Annotated in this window: 20 protein-coding genes and 2 pseudogenes; 13 read left to right on the top strand and 9 right to left on the bottom strand. The window is 68.5% G+C overall.

Going from position 1 to position 24,522, the window contains the following annotated elements; genetic code table 11:
- Positions 1-11 precede the first annotated feature (11 nt).
- The 3 genes and pseudogenes from ACEXOX_RS38285 to ACEXOX_RS38275 form a co-directional block, all read right to left on the bottom strand.
- A complete protein-coding gene (locus tag ACEXOX_RS38285) occupies positions 12-2,498 on the bottom strand; it encodes an SDR family NAD(P)-dependent oxidoreductase (protein WP_406525364.1) in 2,487 nt (828 codons plus the stop codon).
- A 56-nt stretch (positions 2,499-2,554) separates the two neighbouring features.
- Positions 2,555-6,420, bottom strand: a pseudogene (locus tag ACEXOX_RS38280) (type I polyketide synthase).
- On the bottom strand, positions 6,421-6,819 hold the full coding sequence (locus ACEXOX_RS38275; protein ID WP_406525363.1) for a DUF5988 family protein: 399 nt from the start codon (positions 6,817-6,819) through the stop codon (positions 6,421-6,423).
- A 683-nt stretch (positions 6,820-7,502) separates the two neighbouring features.
- On the opposite strand from ACEXOX_RS38275, the gene ACEXOX_RS38270 reads away from it, so the two are divergent.
- The 4 genes from ACEXOX_RS38270 (at position 7,503) to ACEXOX_RS38255 (ending at position 10,923) form a co-directional block, all read left to right on the top strand.
- Positions 7,503-7,751, top strand: coding sequence for a hypothetical protein (locus ACEXOX_RS38270; RefSeq protein WP_406525362.1), 249 nt, complete (start codon positions 7,503-7,505; stop codon positions 7,749-7,751).
- Positions 7,752-7,779: 28 nt separating this feature from the next.
- Positions 7,780-9,330: an ABC1 kinase family protein gene (locus ACEXOX_RS38265; protein WP_406525361.1), complete on the top strand. Its 1,551-nt coding sequence runs from the start codon at positions 7,780-7,782 to the stop codon at positions 9,328-9,330.
- Positions 9,331-9,597: 267 nt separating this feature from the next.
- A complete protein-coding gene (locus ACEXOX_RS38260) occupies positions 9,598-10,308 on the top strand; it encodes a hypothetical protein (RefSeq protein ID WP_406525360.1) in 711 nt (236 codons plus the stop codon).
- 135 nt (positions 10,309-10,443) lie between these two features.
- On the top strand, positions 10,444-10,923 hold the full coding sequence (locus ACEXOX_RS38255) for a hypothetical protein (RefSeq protein ID WP_406525359.1): 480 nt from the start codon (positions 10,444-10,446) through the stop codon (positions 10,921-10,923).
- Positions 10,924-11,291: 368 nt separating this feature from the next.
- On the opposite strand, the gene ACEXOX_RS38250 is transcribed toward ACEXOX_RS38255, so the two are convergent.
- A complete protein-coding gene (locus ACEXOX_RS38250; RefSeq protein ID WP_406525358.1) occupies positions 11,292-11,486 on the bottom strand; it encodes a hypothetical protein in 195 nt (64 codons plus the stop codon).
- A gap of 180 nt (positions 11,487-11,666) precedes the next feature.
- Between ACEXOX_RS38250 and ACEXOX_RS38245 the strand changes: the two genes are divergently transcribed.
- Both ACEXOX_RS38245 and ACEXOX_RS38240 read left to right on the top strand, forming a co-directional pair.
- A complete protein-coding gene (locus ACEXOX_RS38245) occupies positions 11,667-12,206 on the top strand; it encodes a DUF6211 family protein (protein ID WP_406525357.1) in 540 nt (179 codons plus the stop codon).
- Complete coding sequence (locus tag ACEXOX_RS38240) at positions 12,203-12,487, top strand: hypothetical protein (RefSeq protein WP_406525356.1); 285 nt, start codon at positions 12,203-12,205, stop codon at positions 12,485-12,487. Before ACEXOX_RS38245 ends, ACEXOX_RS38240 begins: the two co-directional genes overlap by 4 nt.
- Before the next feature lie 215 nt (positions 12,488-12,702).
- On the opposite strand, the gene ACEXOX_RS38235 is transcribed toward ACEXOX_RS38240, so the two are convergent.
- A complete protein-coding gene (locus ACEXOX_RS38235; protein ID WP_406525355.1) occupies positions 12,703-13,248 on the bottom strand; it encodes an isoprenylcysteine carboxyl methyltransferase family protein in 546 nt (181 codons plus the stop codon).
- A 318-nt stretch (positions 13,249-13,566) separates the two neighbouring features.
- Here ACEXOX_RS38235 and ACEXOX_RS38230 point away from each other — a divergent pair, with 318 nt between their 5' ends.
- The 4 genes and pseudogenes from ACEXOX_RS38230 to ACEXOX_RS38215 all read left to right on the top strand — a co-directional run bounded on the left by ACEXOX_RS38230 (position 13,567) and on the right by ACEXOX_RS38215 (position 17,151).
- Positions 13,567-14,490 (top strand): acyl-ACP desaturase, encoded by a 924-nt coding sequence (locus tag ACEXOX_RS38230; protein WP_406525354.1) that lies wholly within the window; start codon positions 13,567-13,569, stop codon positions 14,488-14,490.
- 51 nt (positions 14,491-14,541) lie between these two features.
- Positions 14,542-14,802 (top strand): acyl carrier protein, encoded by a 261-nt coding sequence (locus ACEXOX_RS38225; RefSeq protein WP_406525353.1) that lies wholly within the window; start codon positions 14,542-14,544, stop codon positions 14,800-14,802.
- A pseudogene (locus tag ACEXOX_RS38220) lies at positions 14,789-16,011 on the top strand (beta-ketoacyl-[acyl-carrier-protein] synthase family protein). Before ACEXOX_RS38225 ends, ACEXOX_RS38220 begins: the two are co-directional and overlap by 14 nt.
- A 33-nt stretch (positions 16,012-16,044) precedes the next feature.
- Positions 16,045-17,151 carry a type III polyketide synthase gene (locus ACEXOX_RS38215; RefSeq protein ID WP_406525352.1) on the top strand — a complete coding sequence of 369 codons (1,107 nt, stop codon included), beginning with the start codon at positions 16,045-16,047 and terminating at the stop codon, positions 17,149-17,151.
- 133 nt (positions 17,152-17,284) lie between these two features.
- Here the strand turns inward: ACEXOX_RS38215 and ACEXOX_RS38210 are convergent, their stop codons facing one another.
- Complete coding sequence (locus tag ACEXOX_RS38210; RefSeq protein WP_406525351.1) at positions 17,285-17,623, bottom strand: hypothetical protein; 339 nt, start codon at positions 17,621-17,623, stop codon at positions 17,285-17,287.
- A 72-nt stretch (positions 17,624-17,695) separates the two neighbouring features.
- Here ACEXOX_RS38210 and ACEXOX_RS38205 point away from each other — a divergent pair, with 72 nt between their 5' ends.
- The 3 genes from ACEXOX_RS38205 to ACEXOX_RS38195 are packed head-to-tail and all read left to right on the top strand — an operon-like array spanning position 17,696 to position 20,572.
- Positions 17,696-18,421 (top strand): MMPL family transporter, encoded by a 726-nt coding sequence (locus ACEXOX_RS38205; protein ID WP_406525350.1) that lies wholly within the window; start codon positions 17,696-17,698, stop codon positions 18,419-18,421.
- Entirely contained in the window at positions 18,334-19,905 is a 1,572-nt protein-coding gene (locus ACEXOX_RS38200) for a protein NO VEIN domain-containing protein (protein WP_406525349.1), read from the top strand. Before ACEXOX_RS38205 ends, ACEXOX_RS38200 begins: the two co-directional genes overlap by 88 nt.
- Positions 19,823-20,572: a transposase family protein gene (locus tag ACEXOX_RS38195; RefSeq protein WP_406518867.1), complete on the top strand. Its 750-nt coding sequence runs from the start codon at positions 19,823-19,825 to the stop codon at positions 20,570-20,572. Before ACEXOX_RS38200 ends, ACEXOX_RS38195 begins: the two co-directional genes overlap by 83 nt.
- A gap of 361 nt (positions 20,573-20,933) precedes the next feature.
- Here ACEXOX_RS38195 and ACEXOX_RS38190 read toward each other — a convergent pair whose 3' ends face one another.
- From ACEXOX_RS38190 to ACEXOX_RS38180, 3 genes are read right to left on the bottom strand one after another with little or no spacing between them, the layout of a single operon-like run.
- A complete protein-coding gene (locus ACEXOX_RS38190) occupies positions 20,934-23,048 on the bottom strand; it encodes an N-6 DNA methylase (protein ID WP_406525348.1) in 2,115 nt (704 codons plus the stop codon).
- Positions 22,994-23,629, bottom strand: coding sequence for a class I SAM-dependent DNA methyltransferase (locus tag ACEXOX_RS38185; RefSeq protein ID WP_406525347.1), 636 nt, complete (start codon positions 23,627-23,629; stop codon positions 22,994-22,996). Before ACEXOX_RS38185 ends, ACEXOX_RS38190 begins: the two co-directional genes overlap by 55 nt.
- Positions 23,629-24,198: a type I restriction-modification system subunit M N-terminal domain-containing protein gene (locus ACEXOX_RS38180; protein WP_406525346.1), complete on the bottom strand. Its 570-nt coding sequence runs from the start codon at positions 24,196-24,198 to the stop codon at positions 23,629-23,631. The genes ACEXOX_RS38185 and ACEXOX_RS38180 overlap by 1 nt, the downstream gene beginning before the upstream one ends.
- Positions 24,199-24,522: the final 324 nt, after the last annotated feature.

The following is a 24,522-nucleotide window of genomic DNA, read 5'->3' as shown; positions in this document are numbered from 1 at the left end:
TGCACGCGGCTTCAGGCTGCGGCCGCGGAGGGAAGATTGTGCTGTTGGGTGAGTTGGTCGAGGAGGTAGTCGGTCAGTGCCGCCACGGTGGGGTGGGTCCACAGCGCGGTCTGCGGGAAGGTGATGTGCAGTTCGCGCTGCAGCCGGTTGCGTATCTCCACAGCGCGCAGGGAGTCCAGGCCCAGCAGGGTCAGGGAGGCGTTGGGATCACAGCGGTCCTGGTCCAGGCGCAGCACGTCGGCGATGTGTTGGGCAGTCCGGTTCCGGAGGAGGACACGCCGTTCGTCCTGTGGGGCTTCGTGCAGGGCGGCCAGCAGCCCGTCGGAGCCGTCGGATGGACTGCCCGGCCCGTGGGCTGCCGCGGCCAGGTCGGCGAAGTACTCCCGTGTCGCGGTGTCGGGGTAGGAGGCGAGCCAGTGGCCGATGTCGAGTGGGCTGTAGCCGGTGCGGGAGCGGTCGTGGCGCAGGATCTGTTCCAGGGCCGCGATGCCGTCCTCGGGTTCGATCATGGTGTGGCCGCGTTCCTCCATGCCGCTGCCGCGGCCGTAGCGGGCCCAGGGGCCCCAGTTGATGCCGGTGGCGGGCAGGCCCTGGGCGCGGCGCCAGGTGATGAACTCATCCAGCCACGCATTGGCGGCGGTGTAGGCGCCCTGGCCGGGGCTGCCCAGGACGGAGGCGATGGAGGAGAAGCCGACCCACCAGTCGAGATCCGCGTCCAGGGTGGCGTGGTGCAGGTGCCAGGCGCCGTCGGCCTTGGGCCGCCAGACGCGGTCGAGCAGGTCCTCGGTGATGCGGGCGGCGGTGGCGTCTTCGACGACGGCCGCGCAGTGCAGAACTCCGCGCAGCGGGTGCCCGTGGGCTTGCGCGGCTGCCACGAGCCGGGGAGCGGTGGCCGGGTTGGCGATGTCCGCGTTGATGATGTCGACGCGGGTGCCGGCGGCCCGCAGATCCCCAATCACCCGCTTGGCGTTGCGGCCCGGGCGGGAGCGGCCGGTCAGCACGAGGTGCGGGGCGCCGTTGTGGGCGAGCCAGCGGGCGGCGAGCAGTCCCAGGCCGCCCAGGCCGCCGGTGATGATGTAGCTGGCGTCCATGCGGACGACTGTCGCATCCTTGGGCCGGACGGGGACAGTGAGGCTGCCCTGTTCGGGCCAGGTGAGGACCAGTTTGCCGGTGTGCTGGGCGCCGGCCATGGTGCGGAAGGCGATCGCGGCATCCGCGATCGGGTAGGTGGTCACCGGCAGCGGTGTGAGGGTGCCGTTGTGCAGCGCGTCGGCGACTTGGTTGCACAGTGTCTCCGCGAGTCGGGTGTTGTGCTGGCCTATTGCCAGGATGTCGACGCTGCTGAAGGTGATGCCGCGGCGGAAGGGCAGGAGCCCGAGCCGCGTGTTGGCGTAGATGTCTTGTTTGCCCAGTTCGATGAAGCGGCCGTACGGAGCGAGCAGGTCCAGGCTGGCGCTCTGGGCGGGTCCGGTGAGGGTGTTGACGACGACGTCCACCCCGCGCCCCTGGGTGAGGTCGCGTACCTGGTCGGCGAAGTCCAGGGAGCGGGAGTCCATCACGTGGCGCACGCCCAGACGCCGTAGGAAGGCGCGTTTGTCAGCGGAGCCGGCGGTGGCCAGGACGTGGGCGCCGTGGGCCTGGGCGAGGTGGATGAGGGCGAGGCCGGCTCCTCCGCTGGCGGTGTGGACCAGGACGGTTTCGCCGGGGCGTAGCCGGGCCAGGTGGTGCAGCCCGTACTGGGCGGTGAGGTAGGCGAACGGCAGTGCGGCGGCCTCGGGCAGCCCTGTGGCGTCGGGGAGGGGCAGGGTCAGGCCGGCGCGGGTGCGGGCGAAGGAGCTGATGGGGCTGCCGAGGACCCAGGCGGCGACCCGGTCGCCGACCTGGCGGCCGGTGACGCCCTTTCCCACTGCGGTGATGGTTCCGGCGCACTCGAAGGTGTCGCAGGCCGGCCCGTCGCCCGGTGCGCGGAAGCGGTCGTAGACGCCGAGGGCTTTGAGCACGTTGATGAAGCTCAGCCCGGTCGCCTGTACGTGGATCTCTACTTCTCCGGCGGCCGGCGGGCGGCGGCGCTCGGCGACGAGCCGGAAGGAGCTGAGGTCGCCGTGGTGCTCCAGGTCGAGGGTGAGGGCGTCGCGGGAGGGGTCGACCAGGGTGTGACGCAGGTCGCTGTGTCCCAGTGGCTCGGTCGCCAGCCGCGCCGTGTACCGCTGCCCGTCGCGGTAGGCGATGGCGTCCTGGCTGGCGGGGCACGTCAGCAGCTCGCGTGCCAGCGTGCCGGCCGGGGTGGAGGTATCGGTGTCCACGGTGGTCGGCTGCAGCTCGGGGTGCTCATAGCTGAGTGTGCGCATCAGCCCGCGGGCCCCCGCCTGCTCCAGGTCCGGGATGTCGTCGGGGCGTACTCGCTGTGCACCGTGGGTGATGAGCCACAGGCGCGGCGGGCTGGCGTGCCCAGCGGCCAGCAGTGGCTGGACGATCTCGTGCAGGAGGTGGCCGACCACCTGCCGGGCACGCTCAGGTGCAGCGCCTGAGTTTGTGCCTTGGGCGGTTGAGAACACTATGGCCACGCCGTCTGGGCGGGTGCTGTCCCTCGCCGTGCTGCGGTGGGACGCGGTATGCAGTGCGGGTTCCACCGAAGGTTCGCAGCCTGGTGCGGGCGGTTCGGTGAGGATGGAGGAAGTGGCCTGAGTGCCCAGTGCTGCGGCCAGGTCGCGCGCCGCGCGGCCGGTTCCCCCGAGGCGTCGAGTACGACCCAGTGGCCGGGTGCCGGGGCAGCGGCGGGCGGCAGCGGTGCGGGGGCCCACCGTGGCTGGAGCAGACGGCTGCCGAAGACGTCTTGTGGCGACTGGGCGGGGCGTCGGACGTATTCGAGGCCGCCCAGCTGCGCCAGGACGTGGCCCTGGGGGTCGAGGAGGTCGATGTGCGCTGTGCACGCCTCGTCCCCGGCTTGTTCCAGCCGCACGTGGCAGTAGCGGCCCTGGGCCGTGTCACCGTGGACGGCGACACTGGCCAGACGCACGGGAAGCAGCATGCCTTCGCTGAGACCGCAGGCGACCGTCCACGCCGCGATGCCTGCTTGTCCGCAGATGTCGATCGTCACCGGATGCGAGTACAGGTCCCGTACATGCCGGCGCGCCGCGTCGGGCAGGCAGATCTCGGCGAACAGGCTCGTGGGGGTGTCGCTTGTCCGGGCGGTGACCAGGCCGGCGAAGGCCGGGCCGTGTTCCAGTCGGAAATCGGTCCGGAAGCGTTCGTACACCTCGTGCACCGCCACGTCATCGGGGTGGGCGGCCTTGAGGGCGTCGATGTCCTGGCGAGGTGGCGGCGTCGCGTGCCGGCGCAGCCGGGCGGTGGCGTGGACGGTGTCCATCTGCTCACCGGCCGGCACACTCATCTGCCAGTGGGCGCTGTCGTTGCGGTCCGTGTGTGCGCTGCAGGTGACCGTGGTTGCTTCGGTCAGCGGCAGCAGGTGCCGTAGCTCGATGTCCTCCAGGCGCACCTCGGCCGGGTCGGTGGCGAACAGGTCGACGGCTGCGCCCAGCGCCATTTCGATCATGGCGGTGGCGGGCAGGACGCAGGTGCCGTCCACCTGGTGGTCCTGGAGCCAGGGGAGGTTTGCGACGTCGATGCGGGACTGCCAGTAGTGGGTGCCGTCCCGGGCCGGGTCGGCCAGGTGGACGCCGAGCAGCGGGTGCGCCGGGCCAGTCGCCTGCGAGAGCGCGCCGGACTGGGGGCAGCGGGCGACCTCGAAGTGGCGCCGGTCCCAGGAGGTGGCGGGCACGGCGGTGAAGCTGCCGTCTGCCTGCAGTCGTTCCCACGGCACCGGGTGGCCCGCGCAGTGCAGCGCGGCCAGCCGTGCGGCGAAGGCCGCCGGCGAGTCGGCCTCCTTGCTCATCGAGGCGAGCACCGCGAAGTCGCCCAGCCCGGCGTCGCTGAGCGTCTCCTGGACGGCGGAGGTCAGCAGGGGGCGGGGCGATATTTCCATGAACAGCCGGTGCCCGGCGTCGGCCAGCGCCCTCACGGTGGATGCAAACCGCACGGGCTCACGCAAGTTGGCCGCCCAGTAACCGGCGTCCATCAGGACCTCGGCGCGCGGGTCAGCCAGCACCGTCGAGTAGAACGGGATGACCGGGGAACGGGGTGCCACCTCGCGCAGAGCGGAGGTGAGTTCGTCCACGACCGGGTCCATGTGCCGGGTGTGCGAGGCGTAGTCGACCTCGACCAGACGGGCCGTGACATCGCGCTGCTCCCAGTACGCGATCAGCTCCCGTATCCGGTCCGCGTCGCCGCCCACCACCGTCGTGGTCGGGGAGGCGAATACGGCTGTCTCGATTCCGGTGATGCCGCTGGCCGTGATGTCCGCGGCCGCACGGTCGCCCGGCAGCAGGACCGAGGCCATCGCGCCCGCGCCGGGCGTGTTCAAGACCAGCCGCGAGCGACGGCAGATGACCTTGACTCCGTCTTGCGTGCTCAGAGCCCCCGCGATCACGGCGGCGGCGACTTCCCCATCGAGTGGCCGATGACGGCTGCCGGACGGATGCCGCGCGCCCTCCACATCGCAGCGATGCCTAGCTGCACGGCGAAGATAGCGGGCTGCACCTTGTCCGCACCGGTCACCACCTGCGGCGCCTGCAACGCTTCACGCAGGGAGAAACCGGACTCGGCGGCGATCAAAGGTTTCAGCTCGTCGATGGCGGCGGTGAAGTCACGATCGCATCCGAGCAGGCTGCGGCCCATCCCGGCCCACTGCGAGCCGTGCCCCGAGAACACCCACACCGGGCCCGGCCCGGTGTGGGACAAAGACGTGCCCTCCACCAGTTCTTGTGCCGCTTCGCCCAGCGCGCAGGCCCGGAGCGTGGTCAGGAGCTGCTGACGGGAGGCGGCCACGACGCCGGCGCGGCAGCGGTTGTGCGAGCGGCTGGTGGCCAGGGTGTAGGCGATGTCCTCCAGGGCCGTATCTGCCCCCGGCCGCTCCAGCCAGTCCGCCAGGCGAGCCGCTGCGGCACGCACCGCATCCCGGGTTCCGCCGGACAGCAGGAAGATCCGGCTCTCCGCGTCGCCGCAGTCGCTGAGGTGATGCTGCGGGCCGCGCGGCAGTGCGGAACGCGAGCGCGTGACGGCCCGGTCGGCCGGGGCCTGCTCGACGAGCATGTGCGCGTTGCAGCCGCTGATCCCGAACGCTGAGACCGCGGCCAGCCGCGGGGCCGAGCCCCGCACCGGCCAGGGCACCGTCTGCGTCGGCACGAAAAGCCGCGCGCCCTCGGCGTCGATCTGCGGGTTCCAGCGGGAGAAGTTCAACGTCGCGGGAACGAGACCGTGCCGCAGGCTGGCGATCACCTTCAAAAGCCCGGCGACCCCGGCGGCCGGCTCCGAGTGCCCGAGGTTGGTCTTCACCGCCCCCAGGGCGCAGCCGTCTTTCCCCGCGCCGTAGACCGAGGCCAGGGCGGCGTACTCGATCGGGTCACCGACCGCTGTGCCCGTCCCGTGCGTCTCGACCAGGCCCACCTCGTGCCCGGCGACTCCGGCACGCTGCAGAGCCTGCTGGTAGACCGCCTGCTGGGCCCGCAGCGACGGCGCCGTCAGACGGGTGTCCCGGCCGTTCTGGTTGATCGCGGAACCGCGTAACACCGCCAGTATTCGGTCACCGCCGCGAACAGCGTCCTGGTATCGCTTGAGCACCACCACGCCGCACCCTTCGCCGCGCACATAGCCGTTGGCGGCGGCGTCGAAGGCAGAGCAGCGGCCGGTCGGTGAGAAGACCAGCCAGTGCGCCATGGCGGCTGTGGTCTCCGGCAGCAGATGCAAGATCGCCCCGCCGGCGAGCGCCAGGTCGGCCTCCTGGGCCCGCAGGCTCTGGCACGCCAGGTGCACTGCACCCAGGCCGGAGGCGCAGGCCATCTCGAACGGCAGCTGGGGGCCGCGGACATCCAGCAGGAACGCCAGGCGGCCCATGCCGATGCTGTCGCTGTTCGCGTACAGGGCGTACGGCTCGCTGTCGGCCAGCGGCCGCTGACTGCGCAGCAGGTAATCCCGGCTGTAGAGACCGAAGTACAGTCCCGTCCGGGTGCCGGCCAGGGACAGCGGAGGGATGCCCGCGTGTTCCAGCGCCTCCCAGGTCACCTCCCACAGCAGGCGTTGCTGCGGGTCCACCCAGGCGGCCTCCTGCGCGTTGACACCGAAGAACTCCGGCTCATACGCGTACACGTCGCCGTCGAGGAAACAGCCGTAGCGCATCCGGTCGGCCACCGCGGGCGGCAGGACTGCCAGGTCCGCCTGGGACCATCGGTCGGCGGGGACTTCACCCACCGTCTCACGCCCCGCGAAGAGCAACTCCTCCAGTGCCTCCAGCGAATCAGCGCCCCCGGGAAAGCGGCACCCTGCCCCCACCACGGCGATGGGCTCATCGACCCTGTTGTCGGTCATCTACGGAACCTTCCTTTCTCGATCACAGAAAAAAGCCCCACGCCACTGCCCCCGCAGAGCCTCGGCGTGGAAGGCCGGCCGCAGTCTCGCTGCCCGCGGCAAGACGCCCAGGAATTCCAGACATTGCCGCACGGCACCAGGCCCCGGCCGGATGCGCCAAGTGTCCTCATTCAGCGATTGCGGTGCTGTAAGCCCACTCGGCGACCGGCACCGCAACACCCCCAGCCTCTGGAACCAGCCGGTGAAAGTGAAGTGCTCGTTGCGTCCGCAATGAGCAATCACCAGCCGGTCACTGTCCGCGATCACCGCGTCGGCCAAGGAGAACATCTGCGGCAAAGTCGGCGGCCCGCCACGAAGAAATGCACTGATCTCCTCCGGTGCGGTTTTCCCTTCAGGCATATGACACCCGCCTTTCGAAACCGGAAGACCAAGCCTCCATTCGCTCTACCCGGAAAACGCGAAAGCACGCTGCCATTCCCCGGAAAAAGGTGGTGAAGGAGCACGGGAAGCGCACGCAGTGTGAAACAGGAACGCCCGGTCCGGTCGGCGCACTTTGGGTGGCCGCCGCACTCCTGAGTGCGCCCCCAGCCTGGCTGGGAATGTTCCCCACGTACGCCAGAGGGGGCTGCAGGGCACAACAGAAAGAGTCCCACGTCTCTTCGCCATAGGCCGCCGACTGCTCGCCATGTCCCTCACACTCGCCTCCCGCTGCCTCTCCTGACATGCTCGCCGTGAGACAGCAGGCCCTCCCGGCCGGTACTGGGGCCAGCGGTGCGAACCACTTGCGGAGCGCGTGAACGCACATTCTCGCCCTTCTGCAAAGGGGGCGTTGACGTGAGAGCGTCCGGTCGCGTTAACGTCGAAGAGCACAGGTCGCCGCAGAAGGCGGCAGCACCTGTTCGCCTCAATGTTTTTCTTCGGCAGTGACAGTGACCGGCGCATCAAGCCGTCTTCACGGGCCCGGACGTATTCAGTACCGTTACCGCCCTGCGCTCTGCGTGATCGTGTGCCGGACGGCGCAGCGACGCCGATTGCCGCCCGCACTGCCGCGTAACCGACGTTTCCATGAGAAAGGTTGTGACATGACAAAGAAAAAGAACGTTCTTGAGAGGATGACACGCGGCATGGACCGCGTGGACAAGGACGCCCGAAAAGGCATCAACACGGCCCTGGGGACGAAGAAAAAGAAGAACGGTGCCAAGAAGCGGGCGAAGCAGAACCAGCAGCACCTCGAAGCCCTCTCCGAGCAGGTAGGCCGGCTCAGCCAGCAGGTCACCGCGCTTACCTCGACCGTTGCCGACAGCCGCAAGGGCAGCTCAGCCGACCGGTAACGCGGAACACGGCCCAGTACACCGCCCCGTGGGGAGGAAACATGCCCGAGGGGCGTGCCCGCCGTACCGCCCGCATCGTCGCCGGGGTCGCCGGCGCCGAGACCGCCCGGGCGGTGCGTTCGCGGGGCAGACGCCCCCAGGGGCAGCCGCCCCCGAAGCCGCCAAGCTGGACAGGGCCCGGCGCATCCGGCACACGCTGGAAGAACTGGGGCCGCTGTACGTCAAGGTCGGCCAGATCCTGGCCACCCGCCCCGACTTTGTCCCGCAATACATCCGGGACGAGCTGGAAAGCCTCAACGACCAGGCCCGCATCGAACCGTTCTCCCGCTTCGAGACTGTCCTGGAACAAGACCTCGGGTCCAACTGGCGGACCGGCTTCACCGAGATCCGGACGGAGAAACCCCTCGGGTCGGCTTCACTGGCCCAGGTATACAAAGCGGTCGACACCGACGGCAGACCGTGTGTCATCAAGGTGCAGCGGCCGGACGCCCACGAAGCCGTACTCAAAGACATGACCGTCCTGAAGACGGCCGTGCGCCTGTTCGCCAAGGCGGCCCCCCACTTCAACGAAGTCGTGGACATCGGCGCCATGCTGGACGTCCTGTTCACCGTCATGCAGGCCGAGCTGGACTTCACCAAAGAAGCCCGGAACATGAAGGACGCCCGCAAAGCCGCCAAAGGCTTCAAACGCGTCTGCGTCCCCAAAGCCCTGCACGCCACACCCAGGGTGCTGGTGCAGAGCTTCGCGGAAGGAACCCCCGTCAACCGGATCAAGCCCGACGAGCTCAGCAAGAAACACCGCAAAGCCATCGCCTACCAGCTCATGGAGTACATGTTCCGCGGATATTTCCTGGACCGCCGCTTCCACGCCGACCCGCACCCCGGAAACATCATCATCAGCACCGACGGCAAGGCCCACCTCATCGACTGGGGCATGGTCGGCAGAATCGACCGCGGCACCAGCCTCGCCACCCTGGGAGTATTCCTCGCACTGGCGCAGAACGACGGCGCCGCCATGGCCCGCCAATGGATCAGCCTGGGCACCGCCACACCGTGGAGCAACCCCTCCGCCTTCATCCAGGACATCAGCAGAATCGTCCCCCACTGGACCGACGCCTCCCTGGAAGAACTCAACTTCGGCGTCGCCCTGATGACCCTGCTGCGCTACTCCTCCCAGCGCGGAATCCAGATCACCCCGCTCACCTCCGTCGTAGGCAAGTCGGTCGCCAACATCGAAGGATCGGTACGCTGCCTCTACCCCAAACTGAAACTATCCACCGCCCTGCACGGCACCCTCACAGACGTCATGCAAGACCTCATCCTCGAAACCCTCTCCGGAGAACAAGCCGCCCAGACAACCCTGCACCTGCTGAGCACACTGATCCACGGGCCCGCACAACTACAGTCCTCACTGAACGACCTCTCCACCCGGCAACTCACCTTCCAAGCCCGCAACAACCTGGGAGACCCCATACAGGCAGGACGCCATCATCGCGGCGTGGCTCCCGTCGCCAGCATGCCAGTGCTGGCCCTGGGAGCCGCCTGGGCCCGTGCCCACTCCCGCAGGAAGGGCTCTTGACGGCCCTGTCGCAGGCAGGCAGCGGGGCGGCGGCTGGGCACGCCGCCCCGCGGGCTGAACAACCGGCACCGTACGCTTGCCGAGCATGACGGCCATCGCCGACCGGTGCCCTTGACGGGCTCCCGCAGGCCCGCCGGACAGGCTGGGCCATCCGGTGCTTGTTCAGTCACACTCGCCTCTGCCCGGCTAGGTTCATCCTCGAAGACGGCATGCCGCGGCGATACCAGCGGTCCAAAGGCCCAAGGCGGCGGGTGGGACCATGAGCGTATGCCCGAGATATCCACTTGTGTGACTGCGCGATGGCCGCTGGCTCCCTCCTCTGCAGCCGACTGGCTCCTTGAGCTGTGCGGGGACGGCGTGACCGGCTTCATGCCGCCGGCGATGCCCGACGCGGCCTGGGTCCTCAACGCCATGTACGAGCACGAACAGGGCCCGGCGGACATGTCGCACCACGAGTACCACCAGGCTCGTCTGGCCGACGGAAGCATCGAGCCGCACATCGTGGCGGGCATCAACCTCGACGCCGAGTCGGTCGCCACCGGTGGAGGACTGGGCCACGCCGAGCACCCCGGCCCCGGCTGGCGGCACCTGCGCTGGGCAGACCTCGCGCGCCGCATCGGCGACCCGGTCGTCTGCGAGGGGCTGCTGCCCTCCTACCGCTGCTTCCCTTCAGCCAAGAAGGACGGCAGCTGGCCACTGAGCATCATCCCGCCCACCGAAGGCAGCACGGACCGCGAAACCTGGAACCGGCTGATCACCCTCCTCATCGAGCACAGCCCGGACGGCACAGACACCGCCTGTTTCGCCTACTACAACCCGCTGATGGCCCCGGGCTGCGACTTCGAGAACCTGCACGTGCGCACCGGCCGCCTCGGCGACGCCGTGATGCTCTACGACAACCCCGAGACCGAGTTCAGCCCGTCCAACCTGTGGGCCGCCGACCGCTCATGGGTGCTGTGCACCGACTACGACCTGTGAGCCACCAAGGTCTCCGGGCCCCACCCCTCATCAACGCGCTACTGCACGACAGTGAGATCGAAGCCATACGTATGCCCAACGACCCCACCGAATCAGCGGGCCAGGTGTTGCCTTCGCGCCCCTAGGCTCCGGATCATGAGCACGTCCGATCAGAGCCACCGCGTCCGTATCTCCGCCGCACCCGAGCAGTCCGCCGTCATCGAGGTCGACGGCTACGACATCGCCTCCTCGGTGGAGGCGTACCGGATCACCCAGACCGTGGACGACGGATCCGAGGTGACGTTGTACGTAGCCAAGGGCTGGAACGGTGTGCGGTTCGAGGGCCTGGCGGACGTGGTGGTCGAGCCAGCGGATGTGCGGCACGTCGTGGCCGAGTTCCTGAACGCGGTGGACTGGCGCAAGCCCGACGAAGCCGTCCTCGCCCGTGATGACCTCGACGGCGCGCCCGGCGAGCTGACGCGCGGGATGCTGGCGCAGCTGCGGGAGTGGGCACTGAGATCAGCGCGGTGTCGCCCGGATTGTACGGCTGTTGCCGGGGAACTGGTGTCCGGTCGTTCTAGTACTCCAGTTGTGCTTCTTCGTTGCCCCTGGTCACAGGGCCTCTTTGGGGTCTAGCGAGCTGATGCGCCATCAGGGGGCAGTGGTTCGTGACGTACCCGATCGGGGTGCGTTGAACCGGTCATGGAGCGTTCCCCGGCTGGCGAGCCCTCCCGGCCGTCGACAAGGCCCAGGGAGAGTGGGCGCTGGCCCGCAGCTAACGCCTCTGGCGGCAAATCAGCGTTCGCTACCCACCCGGCTGGATCGGTGCCGGCGCGCCGCTGCTGGTCCGGGCCCGCTGTCGCAAGGAGCACACGACCCGCCGTACAAGAAGTGTTGTCCTGTGCCGCTGATTCTGAGCAGCCACGCGTGCCATGGCACAACTGCCCTGGGGCACCGCCGCACGCGGTAGTGCCCCAGGGCGCAGTCCACGAACGCCGTCGCGGCTACTCGCGGCCGCTCTGCTTGATGCTGGTGATCTGGACGTTGTCCGCGCTGGTATTGCCAGGCGAGAAGACGGAGGCCGGGATGCGCTTGGCGTTGACCAGATTGAGAACGTCGGTGGCGTGCGCCGGCGCGGTGGCGGCCAGTAGGGCGCCGCTCGCGGCGGCCACGGCGAGGATGCAAGAGGTGATCTTCATGGCCTGTGTAACGACCGGATCGTACGATCGTCACCCATGGCACCCGCTGGGCATGCGGGTCTGTGACCGGCACAGATGCTGCGGCGCTCAGAGTCCGGTGTCACGAGCTGCTGTTGGTCAGCCTTCGGCGGCACGTGATCAAGGTTCGCCGTCTCAGGACCAGCGTCTCCGGTACGAGTTGTGCGTGAGCCAGGAAACCCAGCAGGCAACGGCCGCCCCCACGGAATAGAAGACGCTCTTCTGAACGGCCACGGCCCGGAACGCAGCGGTCCCCGACAGCCCCGAAAGAAGGTATTTCCTCGTCGTGGTCTGAGCGGGCAACCTCCGGCCAGTACCCCGGCCCGCTTGGTGGTCGGGCCCCAAACAGAAGTGACGACCAGCGCACAAGGGCAACAAGGCGCTGGCCGGCCGTCGTGTTCTCTCACCAGAAAGAACCCCTCCACGCTAAGCGACCACGACGCCGCTCGTCCCCAGCCCGGCGACCTCGCCCACCTCAAGGTGGGTAACCGCATCGGCGCCGGACCGGACGACCTCTTCGTCATCGTTGACGACGTACCGCCCCGCGGGGAACGTCTCATACTCAACCGCTCGGGCGGCCATCCGGACCGATACGACTGGGCCGCAGCCCTCGTCCTGGCCGACGTCGCCACCCTCACCCGGATCATCCCCGAAGGCACCCGAACCTGGGTGCCGCCCCATGTCCCCGAGGCCACCTCATGACCCCGCCGGCCCCTGACGACCCCGAGCACGGGCAGGAGAACGCCTTGCACCGAGATGACGGCCGCACGCTCTTCTCGCGCGCCGACCTCCAGGAGGGTTACCACCTCAGCGAATCGACCCTTCAGAACCTCTGGACCGACCGGGAGAATAACGATCACCCGGACGCCGAGATCATCGACGGCGTCATGCACTGGGACGACGCCGAGTGGGCCCCCTGGTACCGGAAGCTCCAGCGGCAGCGTGCCACCGTGGCCGAGCAGTCGGCAGGGCCCTTTCGATGACCACTAGAACTTAAGGCTGGACGGGGCTCAGGGCTTTCCAGCATCACTGTTGCAGAACTGCGGTCACCGCGATAGCCAAGGTCATCGCCGCCGAGAAGGCTGTAGACGGTGGCTGGCTGCTTGGGCCCCAGATGTCGGGAGGTTTCCTCTCGCGTCTTCGGAGTGGTGGTGTGCTTGCCGGTTCTGGTGCCTGGCGTCCGTCTTCCGGTGGCGGCTCAGGAGTTCCGTGCCGCCAGGGACAGGGCGGAGTTCTCCACCCGCAGCCGGACGCCGAGGACGGTTGCGTTGGCGGCGGTGAACGACAGGGCGGTGACCCAGGCGCCGTACACCAGGGGAAGGGAGAGTCCTTCGACGGCCACGATGAGGTAGTTGGGGTGCCGCATCCAGCGGTACGGGCCCCGGTCGACCAGCGGCATGCCGGGCACCACGATGACACGGGTGTTCCAGCGCGGCCCCAGGGAGCGCACGCACCACCAGCGGCCGCCGTGCACGAGTACCTGGACGCACAGGGCCGGCCAGCCGAGGGCCGGAACGAAACCGCGGTGCAGGAGGATCACTTCCAGCGGGATGCCGAGGAACAGGCCGATGTGCGCGGCGGCCATGAAGGGGAAGTGCCGCCGCCCGTACTCCACTCCGCCGCGTGCCCTCGCCCACCGGGCGTGGCGGCGGGACAGCCGCAGTTCGAGCAGCCGCTCGCAGGCCACTGCCGGCAAAAGGAGCTGCAGACCCACGGGGAGGGCCGCCAGGTTCACGTAAGACATCACGTTCCGCCTTCGTTGCGCGGGGACACGGTGGCTCGACGACGGCCCGGCGGATGGTTGCCGTACGCTTTTTATCGTACGAATTCTTCGAATGCCTCAGCGGGCCCCCCGAGCGCGTGCGAGCCTTTTTGCGGCTGTTCCTCCCTTTCCGCCGTCTCTCGGAAATTCTTCTACCCGCCCCCTGCATACAGGCGCCATACCCGCGACACACTCACCGTAAGTACGATCAGCCGAAAGGCGTCACCCGCAAGCCGATAAGCATCGATTGGCCTTTGCCGGCGGCTCGTCGGAATCCCGGGAGAGGAAGAGGCGGACCATATGACTGCCACCTCGGCGGACAGCATGCTGCGAGAACTGGAGCCGTCCGTGGAGCGGTTGCTGAACCGGCATCTGGACGTGGCCCAGGACTGGCTCCCCCACCAGTACGTGCCGTGGGGCGAAGCCCGGGACTTCGACGGGCCTTGGGGCGGTGACGCCTGGGAGCCGGAGCAGTCGGCGCTGCCGCGCGCCGTACAGGACTCACTGATCATCAACGTGCTCACCGAGGACAACCTGCCCAGCTACCACTTCGAGATCGCGATCCGGCTCGGGCGGGACGGAGCCTGGGGTGCCTGGGTCCACCGGTGGACGGCCGAGGAGGACCGGCACTCCTTCGTTCTGCGTGCCTACCTCCACGCCCGGCGGGCGGTGGACCCGGTCGTCCTGGAGGATCTGCGGCTGCGGAACATGGCGAGCGGATGGTTTTCCCGCAATTGGTTCACCCCGCTGCACACCCTGGCGTACGCCACCGTCCAGGAACTCGCCACCCGGCACGCTCACCGCAATACCGGTGTCCTGTGCGGTGACCGGCTGGGCGAGAGGCTGATGACCAGGATCGCCGCCGACGAGAACCTGCACATGCTCTTCTACCGAGAGCTGCTGGCCGACGCGTTCCAGGCGTTCCCCGACGACGCGATGACGGCCCTGGCGGACGTCCTCGGCGACTTCCGGATGCCGGGGGTGGGCATCCCGGGATTCGGATCGCGGGCCGCCCGTGTTGCGGCGGCGGGCATCTACAACCCGGCTGTCCACCACGAGCATGTCGTCGCGCCACTGCTGCGCACCCTCTCGGTGCCGGCGGCGACCGGGCTCGGCCCCGTCGGCCGACAGGCGCAGGAGCGCATCGGCCTGCACGAGGAGCGGCTGAAGTCGCGGGCGGCCCGGGCCCGCGACCTCTACGAGAGGACGCGCGCAGGCAGGTGAGCGCCGCTCATCTCCCAGGCTGCCTGCACAGAGGGGATAGGAGCCATGAGCATGACCGAACCGGTGGAAGACTTTGTACTGCCCGAGCGACTCGTCACCTTGCTGACCGACCATCTGAAGGTGGCGGTACCACCTGAACGGCTCTCTCCCGCGATGACGCTGGAGAGCCTCGACTTCGACTCGCTGGCGCTGATGGAACTCGTGGTGGCGGCGGAGGAGACGTACGGGCTCTCCCTGCCCGACGATCTCCTGGACCTCTCTCCCGCCTCCACCCTCGAAGAAGCGGCGAGGCTGTTCGATGCGGCGAGCTGAGATCGCGGTCACCGGGCTGGGCCTGGTGACCCCGGCCGGGCACACCGCGCAGGAGAACTGGGCGACCCTGTGCCGGGGCCGGTCGACGGCCGCCGCCGACCCGGTGCTGGAAGGTCTGCCCGTCGACTTCTCCTGCCGGGTCGTGGGCCTGGACGCCACGGCCGAGTTCGGCCGGTCGGCGAAGCGGCTGGACCCCTTCGCCCGGTTCGCCGTCATCGCGGCGAGGCAGGCGGTCGCCGATGCGGGTCTCGATCCGCTGACCTGGCCCAAGGAACGGGTCGGTGTCGTCCTCGGCGTCACGGGCAGCAGCCTGAGCACCTACGACACCGAGTACGGTCACCTCAACGGGGGCCGGCCGGATCGCGTCTCCCCGCTCGCGGTGCCGCGCAGCATTCCCAACATGGCGGCGGGCGAGGTCGCGATCGACCTCGACGCGCGTGGCCCGAACTTCATCGTCTCCACGGCCTGTGCCTCGGGTGCGACCGCGATCGGGACCGCGCGGGAACTCCTGTACTCCGGCGCGTGCGACATCGTGCTGACCGGCGGTTCCGAGTCGGCGCGCACCCGTATGAACTCCGCGGCCTTCGCCCGGATGCGGGCCCTGTCCCGCCGCCGGGATGAGCCGCACGCCGCCAGCCGGCCGTTCGACGCGGAACGTGACGGTTTCGTCCTGGGGAGGGCGCCGCCGTCCTGGTGCTGGAGCGTCCGTCCGCCGCACGCGCCCGGGGAGTGCCGGTTCATGCTCTGCTGCGCGGCTTCGCGGCCAACACCGACGCGTACCACCCCATCTCCCCGCACCCCGAGGGCCGTGGTGTGCTCCACGCCATCACCACCACGCTCCAGGACGCCGGATGCCGACCCGGCGACATCGGCCACATCAACGCGCACGGCACCTCCACCCCAAGGAACGACGCCCTGGAGGCGGCTGCCATCTCGCGGATCTTCGGAGACCATGCCCCACCGGTCACCGCTCCCAAAGGCGTCGTCGGGCATGCCCTGGGCGCGGCCGGAGCGATCGAGGCGGCCTATACCGTTCTCGCGCTCCGCCACGGATGTGTGCCGCCGGTGGCGAACTTCAGGGACCAGGACGGTGACCACAAGCTCGACATCGTGGCAGGACACCCGCGCCCGGTATCCACGGGCACGGCCCTGAGCTTTTCCTTCGGGTTCGGCGGACAAAACGCGGTGCTGCTGTTCACAGCCGGCTGATGCCCGGGGCGAGGGAAGGGAGGGGACAGACCGATGGAAAGGACGACCGACCCCCCAGTACGGGAGTCGGACGGGCCTGCACCACGAGTAGCGGCGGTCGAGGTGGCCTTCACCCCGCACCGCTACCCGCAGGAAGAACTCGTGGACGCCCAGGAGCGCATGCAAGGGCAGCGCCCGGCGGCACTGCAGATTCTGCGCAAGATCCGTACCAGCACGGGCATCGCCACACGGCATGTGGCACTTCCGCTACCGGACCTCGAAAAGCTCCTCCGGTGCGGGGACTTCACCGAGACCAACGGCGTGTACCTGACCACCGCCCTGGAGTTGGGAGAGCAGGCACTGACCCGGGCCCTGCACTCAGCCGGCATACGGCCGGACCAGGTCGACACCATCATCAGCACCACCGTCACCGGGCTGGCCGTGCCCTCGCTGGAGGCCCGGCTGGCCTACCGGGTGGGGCTGCGCCCCGATGTGCGGCGCGTTCCGCTGTTCGGCAACGGCTGCGCGGGAGGAGCCGCCGGGCTGGCGCGGCTCCACGACTGCCTGCTGGCCCGCCCCGGCCAGGTGGCCGTGCTGCTCGCGGTGGAGATGTGCTCCCTGCACTACCGCGCTGGTTGCGGTGCCGCGGACCTCGTCGCCGGCAGCATCTTCGGGGACGGCGCGGCCGCCGTCGTGGCCGTGGGAGGGAGCCGGTCCGGTACCGCAACCGGGCCGGAGCTGGTCGACACCTCCAGCCTGCTCCTTCCGGACAGCGCGGAGATACTCGGCTGGGACATCGGCTCCCACGGCTTCAGGATCGTCCTGTCTCCGGAGATCCCGGCCCTCGTGAAGAAGCACCTGCCCCATGCCGTGGGGGAGTTGCTCAGCCTGCACGGACTGACGACGCGAGACGTGGGCAGCTGGATCGTGCACGGCGCGGGACCGAAGGTCTTCACCGCCGTGGAGCGGGCCTTCACCCTGCCTCCCCAGGCCCTCGAACTCACCCGCCGGTCGGTGTCCGCCAAGGGCAACCTCTCCTCCGTGTCCGTCCTGGACGTGCTGTGTACGGTGGCAAAAGCTCCGCCGCCTGGGGGTACGCCCGGTCTCGTCGTGGCGATGGGGCCCGGATTCGCCATCGAGTTGGCTCTCATCCGCTGGTGAGCCGCCGTCGCGTGCGGCGCGACGGAAGCACCTCCCCTCATCACGACAACGCCGCCGCTCCCTCATCGGCGGGCGTTCGAGGGACCGCGCACGCGGCTCACCGGCCCGTCGTCCGCGAAGACAGCAAGCTGGATCAGGAGGTGGGCAGGGTGCGAAGAGCCTGGCTGGTCGTCGCCAGCGCCGTTGTGGCGATGGTGTGCGCCGGTGTGCTGGCCCCGGCGGCGTTCGAGGCGCTGAGCACGGGTGGTGCGGCGTACACCGGCAGTGAGGCGCAAAGAGCCCGGCGGGAGGCGGAACGGCTGGGCGTGCCCACCCCTGATCTGCTGCTCGCCCTGTCACCGCGGGCCACAGACAACTCGTCGATACCGGCGGAGGACGCCGCCCGTGCGGTGGTGGAGAAACTCTCTCGGCGCCCCGACGTGCGCACGGCATGGTCCGCGGCGACGGTCGGCGATCCCTGGCTGAGGTCCAAGGACGGCCGGACACTACTGGTGGCCGTACAACTGGAGGGCACGGCCAAGGAACGCTCGGCCACAGCCCCCGCGTGGTGGCCGACGCCCGCTCCGCCGCCCCGGGCAGGCGCGTGGAGCCCAGCGGCGAAGTGTGGGCCAACCGGGAGATCGACGAGGCGATCGAGCGGGACGCGCGCCGCGCCGAACTGCTGGCGGCACCCGTGATCTTCGCCGTCCTGGTGTTCGCCTACGGGTCCGTGGTGTCCGCTCTGCTCCCGGTCGTAGTGGCCGCTCTGGCCGTCGGGTGCTCGCTCCCTGTGCTGGGCGCGCTCACCCAGGTGATCGACGTGTCCCGGACCGCGGCCAGCGCCGCCTCGGCGATCGGTCTGGGCCTGGCCGTGGACTACAGCCTGTTCCTCCTGGCGCGGGTGCGGGAGGAGACGGCACGGGGCGCCACCCTCAAGGCGGCACTGTCGGGCGCGCTGCGCTCCGCCGGGCACTCGGTGGCGTTCTCGGCCGCCGCCATCACCGCCTGTGCCGCGGCCGCCATGGTGGTGCCCGTCCCCCTGCTGCGCGGACTGTGCGTGGCGGCCATGGTCGTTCCCGTCATGGCGGCGGTGGCCGCCTTGACGGTCGTACCCGCCTGCCTGCGGCTGCTCGGCCCCCGCGCCTGTGTCTGGGATCCACTGGCGCGATGGCGGCGCAGCCGTACGGGCGACAAGAGCCCCTTTTGGCAGGGGACGGCGCAGGCGGTGACCGCGCGGCCCGCGGTACGGACGAACTGCGGCGCGCCCTGGGCATCGGATTCGCCGAGCTGAACGACACCCTGCGCGCGATGAGCCCGCCCCTGGACCCGGTCAGCCACGCCGCCGAGCACGAAGAGGCGCTCCGCACCTATCTGGGCCTGCGTAAGAAGGAGCTCGTCAACCGGCTGCGCTGGGCAGTGCTGGAGGACTTTGACGCGCGCCGTCCGATGCCTGACTGGCCCTCGGTCCGGGCGCTGGACTGGATCACCGCGCCGGAGGCATGGGCGTACACCATGGATACGGCCGACACAGGGGTCCTGGAGGCGCATGTGGAGGAGCAGCTGGCGCTGCGCCTGGGCCGCTCGGTGCCGTTGCCCCGGTCGGGCGAACGCCTGCCTGCCTCCGACCAGGTACGCGGCGCGAACTTCCGTACGATCACCAGTCTGGCCGCTGAACTCGTGGTGCTGGTCAGGGCGGCCGGACGCTCGTTGCCGGCGGCCCTGACCGGAGACGAGCCCGCCCAGGAGGTCACCGCGCAACTGGAGGCTGCGGGCGCGCTGGACTTCCGGCCCCTGTCCCCCACCGATGTCGTCGGCTGGCTGGCGGCCCTCGGCCAGTGGCCTGACGGGATGGCGGTGGCGACGGATCCCGAACGGCACGGGCTGTCCGAGGCCGACCTGAAACGGGTGCGCGACGCGGCGGAACACGAGCGCCACGAGCGGGAGCGCAAACGGCGGTCGATCTCCGTCGGCGGCCGCAACTTCGACGTGTACTCCGGCGACTTCACCGCCCTCACCCGCGAGCTCGACCGGATCCTGCACAGCGGCTCGGCGCCAGGCATCACCACCACCGGGCCCCTCCGCTTCACAGACCCCCGCCCCCAGCCCGAGCGCACCCGGACCACCGGCCGCACGCGCGGGCGACAGTACGGGGACGGCGCGGACAACGGGCTGACCAACACCCAGCGGGAGGCCATCGGCTACGTCGGCGAGTGGTACGCGTACCAGTGGCTGTGTGCGCACTACCCGGACCGCATGGACGAAACCTGCTGGGTGTCGAGCAACCGCCGCAAAGCCTTCCCCGGCCCGTCCGGCGACGACAACCTCGGCTTCGACTTCCGGACCGGCTCCGGCAGCCGGCCCTACCTGTACGAGGTGAAGGCGACCCGTGGCGAAGGCGGCCGCTTCGAGCTGGGAAGCAGCGAGGTCCGCGCGGCCCGCCAGCACGCGGGCAACGACCACTGGCGCCTCCTGGTGGTCACCCACACCCTCACCCCTCACCAGATGGCCATCCAGGTGCTCCCCAACCCCTACGGAAAGCGCGGCCGGGACCGCTACCGCGAGGAGGGCGGGGCACTGAGCCTTTTCAGTCTGCCCACTGATCGGGTGATGGTGAGGCGGTGCGCAACGCACGAGGCACCCGTGCCGTTGAGGGAGGTGTTCAACGTCTCGACTCAACAGCGCAGGTGCCTCGTTGGTTCCTTATCCTGCCGCACTCGACTTGCCGCACGCCGTGGTCGAGTGGGTCACGATGCTCATCGTCACCCGCGAAGGTGACCGCCGGTGCAAGCTCCCGCCGCACCAGCGTGCCCTGATCGGTCTGGTGTACCTGCGCCGCCACGACACGCTTGCCCAGCTCTCGGCCGGTTTCGGCATCTCCGTCGGGACCGCTCACGCCTACGTCGGCGCCGTCATCACTCTGCTCGCCGTCCGTGCGCCGGGCCTGCTCAAGGTCCTGCGGGAGAGCGATCCCGGCTTCGCCCTGCTCGACGGGACTCTTGTCGAGTGCGACCGCGTCGGCGACGGCCAGGCGGACTACTCGGCCAGGCACCGGCGTCACGGAGTGAACGTGCAGGTGGTCACGGATCCGGCGGGACGGCTGCTGTGGCTCTCGCCCGCTCTGCCGGGCCGAACCCATGACCTCACCGCCGCCCGCACCCACCGGATCATCAGGATCTGCGGACGCCAGGGCGTCCCACTCGTGGCCGACCTCGCCTACCAAGGAGCCGGCCCCTGGCTGACCACGGCGGTCAAACGACGACCCCGCCAAGAGCTCACCCTGACCCAGAAGACCGTCAATCACGCGCTCGCCCGCACAAGAGTCCCGGTCGAGCGTGGTGTCGCCCGGCTGAAGACCTGGAGGATCTTCCGTCACGCCCGCTGCAGCCCGAATCGAATGACGTCAATCGCCAGGGCTGTCCTCACCCTGGAGCGGCAACGCTGAAAAGGCTCACTGTACTTCTCGTACCTGCTGTGACCTTGACGCTCAACTCCACCGCGAGATGAGTCGGGGTTGAACGTGGGGGTCAAGGAGCTCGTGCACGGTTGACGGTGAGACGCCGGGCCTGGGTGGTTGACCATGGTCGGGTGGTGGGGGAGTCGACGCATGCGGTGATTATCAGCAATCGGCGGCTCACGGGCCTCGTACCAGTCACGCCCCTGAAACCAGGAGAAGACATTGAGCGACGGCATCTAGCTTGCGATCGACGCGGTGTCCCGCAGCCTTCCGGCTGCGGGACACCGCAACTGCCAAAACCCTCTACTCGGCTCAAGCAGTCCCCAGCAGCCGCGCATCCCTCGCGAAATCAATTCTGGTTCTGGGTAGTGTACGGGATTGTCAGCTCGTGCTCCTCCAGGCTGCGCAAAACTGCCGCGCCACCTGAAATGCTGTTAAGCAGGAACAGTTCCCGCGTGCGACAGTCCGGGCACAGGCTGACCATCGCCAATGGCCATAGATCAATCGGGACGCCTGACGGGTTACCGTCGACATATATCCTGTCCGGCCGCAGGGGGTGGTTGATCGACCGGCTAAACGGCTCCCAGCTCGGGTGGCTCCCTCGTAGCCTCAATCCCACAGCCTGAAAAGATGAATCATCGAGGTATTCACAACGCTCCACCCAAAACCAGTCGGTGCTCGAAAGCCAGTTAACTGAGTTGAGCGCCGATACCACATAAGGTTCTAGATTTTCGACATCCTCGTCGATTTCGTGATTCCTGCGCACCCCGTGAGCGTGGTGGGAATTATTACGGTGATCCTTGATTTCCTTTAGGAACGATAACGTGACGTCGTGTTCGCGGAGCGCTAGGAGTTCCGGCAGCTGAGGCGTTGGGACCTCATCCGTAAATCTCTTAATGAGCGTGGTCCAGGTACCAAAGGTCGCCCCATGACCGATAGTCTTGCGTAGAGAGCTGGTGAAGCTCCCATGGTGCGCGATGAGTTCACGCAAGGCAAGGACACCCAGCGTGCGTGCCGTTCCTTCACCAAGCTTGAGCAGTCCGTCCTTCCTCTCGGCCGGGTGGGTGCTCACGCGATAACGCCGCGCGAGAGCGGCTACGTGAAATGGATAGCTTGCCTCTGCACGCCACACGGGGTCATCAAAAGGGCGCACCAATTGTTTCGCGAGGCGCGCCTCGCGGGCGATGAACCGGATGAACTGGCGGATCTCCGCAACGCGTGTCTCGGAGCCGGCGAAGACGTTCGGCAAGATGCCGTCCGTCGCCATTCGTAGCGCATGACGGCCCTCCTGCACCTCTTCCAGTAGATCCTCGACCTCCGGGGCGGCGACCAGCTCCACTGGAACCGGCGTGTCGAGCAGCTCTCGGGCTTGCGGGTACGCCGCGTGTCCCTTGCGGGAGTTGAGCCACTCGCATAGTCCACGACCGCTCCCCGGGGTGGGGTGCAGTACGAACAGCCGAGTCACTGCGTCACCGAACCCTGCAGGCAGAAGGCGCCAGTTACCAGAGCGCCCGACCAAGTCGCCACCCGTACAGGGTGTCAGCTCGGAGTCATCCAGTTCCGCATCCGGCAGTTCCAAGGCCGAGTCGACACTGTGCAGGTAAGAAGCCGTGAGGTGCTTGGGCGGGATGGGCTCTGCCTCGCCGCGTCGCGGACGGCGCAGCTTGACACGCTCTGTCTCCAGCTGCGCGAAGGTACGCAGCGGCCCGAACTCCCCGTCAAGCTCCGCGACGTAGAAGAGCGAAGTCCGGATAGCGCACCCGAGCCGGGTCTTCGCATGGTTGAGCCAGGCATCTGGAGCGTGGGGCAACACCTCTTTACGGAAGTACTCAACAGGATCGTCCCGCAACGGCATGACGACCAGGTCACGCAACTCCGGATCAGGTTCCGTCACACCTCGGCGCTGCTGCACTTCTCCTTGGTCATCGCGCACCCCGATCGCGTTTCGGACGCTCCTTTCGAAGGCGGCACCTCGCGGCCAGGTCTGGCCGGCAGTCGCGACCGCGTGCCGCAGTGCCGAGAAGGCGTCGGAGCTGGTGGCCCAAGACGTTCCGACGAGCCCGCGCAGCGCGCCAACCAGCTTCTCGGGGTGGTCCCCTCGCTGGATCGACCGCAGGGAGGAGAGCTGCTGCAAGCCGTCGGTGGTGAGTTCGAAGCGCAAGCGCAGGGGGCACTCGATAACAATCTGCCGGTATAGCAGGTCCTCGTTCCGCACGACACTCACCTGATCGCGTGGAGATCCGCCGACCGGAGTCGACAGCGCCTCTTCGTAGAGCCGGACGATCTTGTTGAGTTGATCGGGGCCAAGGTACTTCCGCTTGCTGCCCGATGACTGCCGCGCCTTCTGCCAGTGGTCCTGTGCCTTGACCAGGGCCACCCTGCCCCTGTGCGCCGACTTCTTGCGATTACTCAGGACCCACAGGTACGTGCTGACGCCGGTGTTGTAGAAAAGTTGGTCAGGCAAAGCGACGATGCCCTCGAGCCAGTCATTCTCGACAATCCATCGCCGAACGTCAGACTCACCCAGACCAGTGGCTCCCCCTGCATAGGGGAGCCACTGAAAAGGACCGCGACACGACTGCCACCATCACCGGAAGCGTCCACTGGCTTCATCTTCGCCAGCATGTGCTGAAGGAAGAGCAGCGATCCGTCGCTGACACGCGGTAGTCCCGCACCGAACCGCCCTGCGTTGCCCAGCTCATGCTCGGCGCGGACCTGCCGCTCAGCGTGCTTCCAGCTGAGGCCGAACGGAGGATGCGCCAACAGGTAGTCAAAGCGCTGACCGCGGAAGCGGTCCTCCCGCAGGACGTTCCCGAACAGGATCTGCCCCGGGTCGCGTCCGATCATCAGCATGTTGGAACCTGCGACAGCCCAGGTCTCGGCGTTGACCTCCTGGCCGTACAAGGACACATGCGCCTCGGGGTTAGAGGTCTCAATGCGCCTGGCCACCTCCTCGAGCAGTCCGCCCGTTCCGCAGGCCGGGTCATGAACCGTGCGAAGCACGCCGGGCTCATGCTGATCGTCCTGCAGCAGCAGTGCAGACATCAGTCGGCCAACGTCACGGGGGTGACGTGCTCGTCGGCGCCAGTCCCTCCTGCCTGGTCGGCAGAGCGCCGTACGAGGTTCTCGAACACAAACCCCATGTCGCCGGCAGAGAGGGGCGCCCCCAGGTCCATGGAGAGGAACCGGCTGACGACGGCATACAGCAGCCCAGCGTGGTGCAGCCGTTCGACGGTGCGGTCGAACTCGAAGCGCTGGAACACCTCCCTGACGTTCTCGGAGTAACCGCCCACGTACTCACGCAGCAACGCCACCGAGTCGCTCGGGGCGGCGACGACAGCATCCAGAGCGTACCGACTGGTGTTGAAGAAGGGATGACCAGAGGCGCGGCGGAGCGCAACGTCCCGGAACGAGTCCGAATGGGGACCGTTGTCTGCCCATTTGACCGCGGCGTCCAGGACCTCCTGGCGTGTGGGCTCGAGCAGGCAATCCAAACGCCGCAGTACGGTGAACGGCAATATGACGCTGCCGTACTCGGATGTCTTAAAGTCCCCGCGAAGAAGATCCGTGAGTGACCAGATATGCCTGGAAAGCTGCGTCCCCGAGTCGCTCATGACATTCCCCTCCGACCACCCGACCCCTCCCGCACCCCGGGCGGATCTTCACACAGTCAATGGATCTTACGCAGGGGACATCACTGCGGCGCCCCCTCCCCCGCCAATCAGCCAGCGCCGCTCGCCCGGCAGCAGCCCATGCCCCACGATCCCCACCTAACATGACCGGCGTCAGCAGCCGTCATCACGGCACGTCACTACGCTGGCCGGCTCCTTCCGGGACGACCAACCACCATTGCGGCTGGTTCGAGGATGGCGACGCATTCCACGTGATGCGTCGGCGGCGGGTTCGAACTTGAGACTGCTCAGGCAGAGTCAGACTCA

Origin of the sequence: Streptomyces sp. Ac-502 (genome assembly GCF_045222935.1) — a bacterium.
GTDB classification, from domain to species: domain Bacteria; phylum Actinomycetota; class Actinomycetes; order Streptomycetales; family Streptomycetaceae; genus Streptomyces; species Streptomyces monomycini.
Note: the sequence above shows the minus strand (reverse complement) of the source record. Positions and strands in the feature narration are given on the sequence as shown.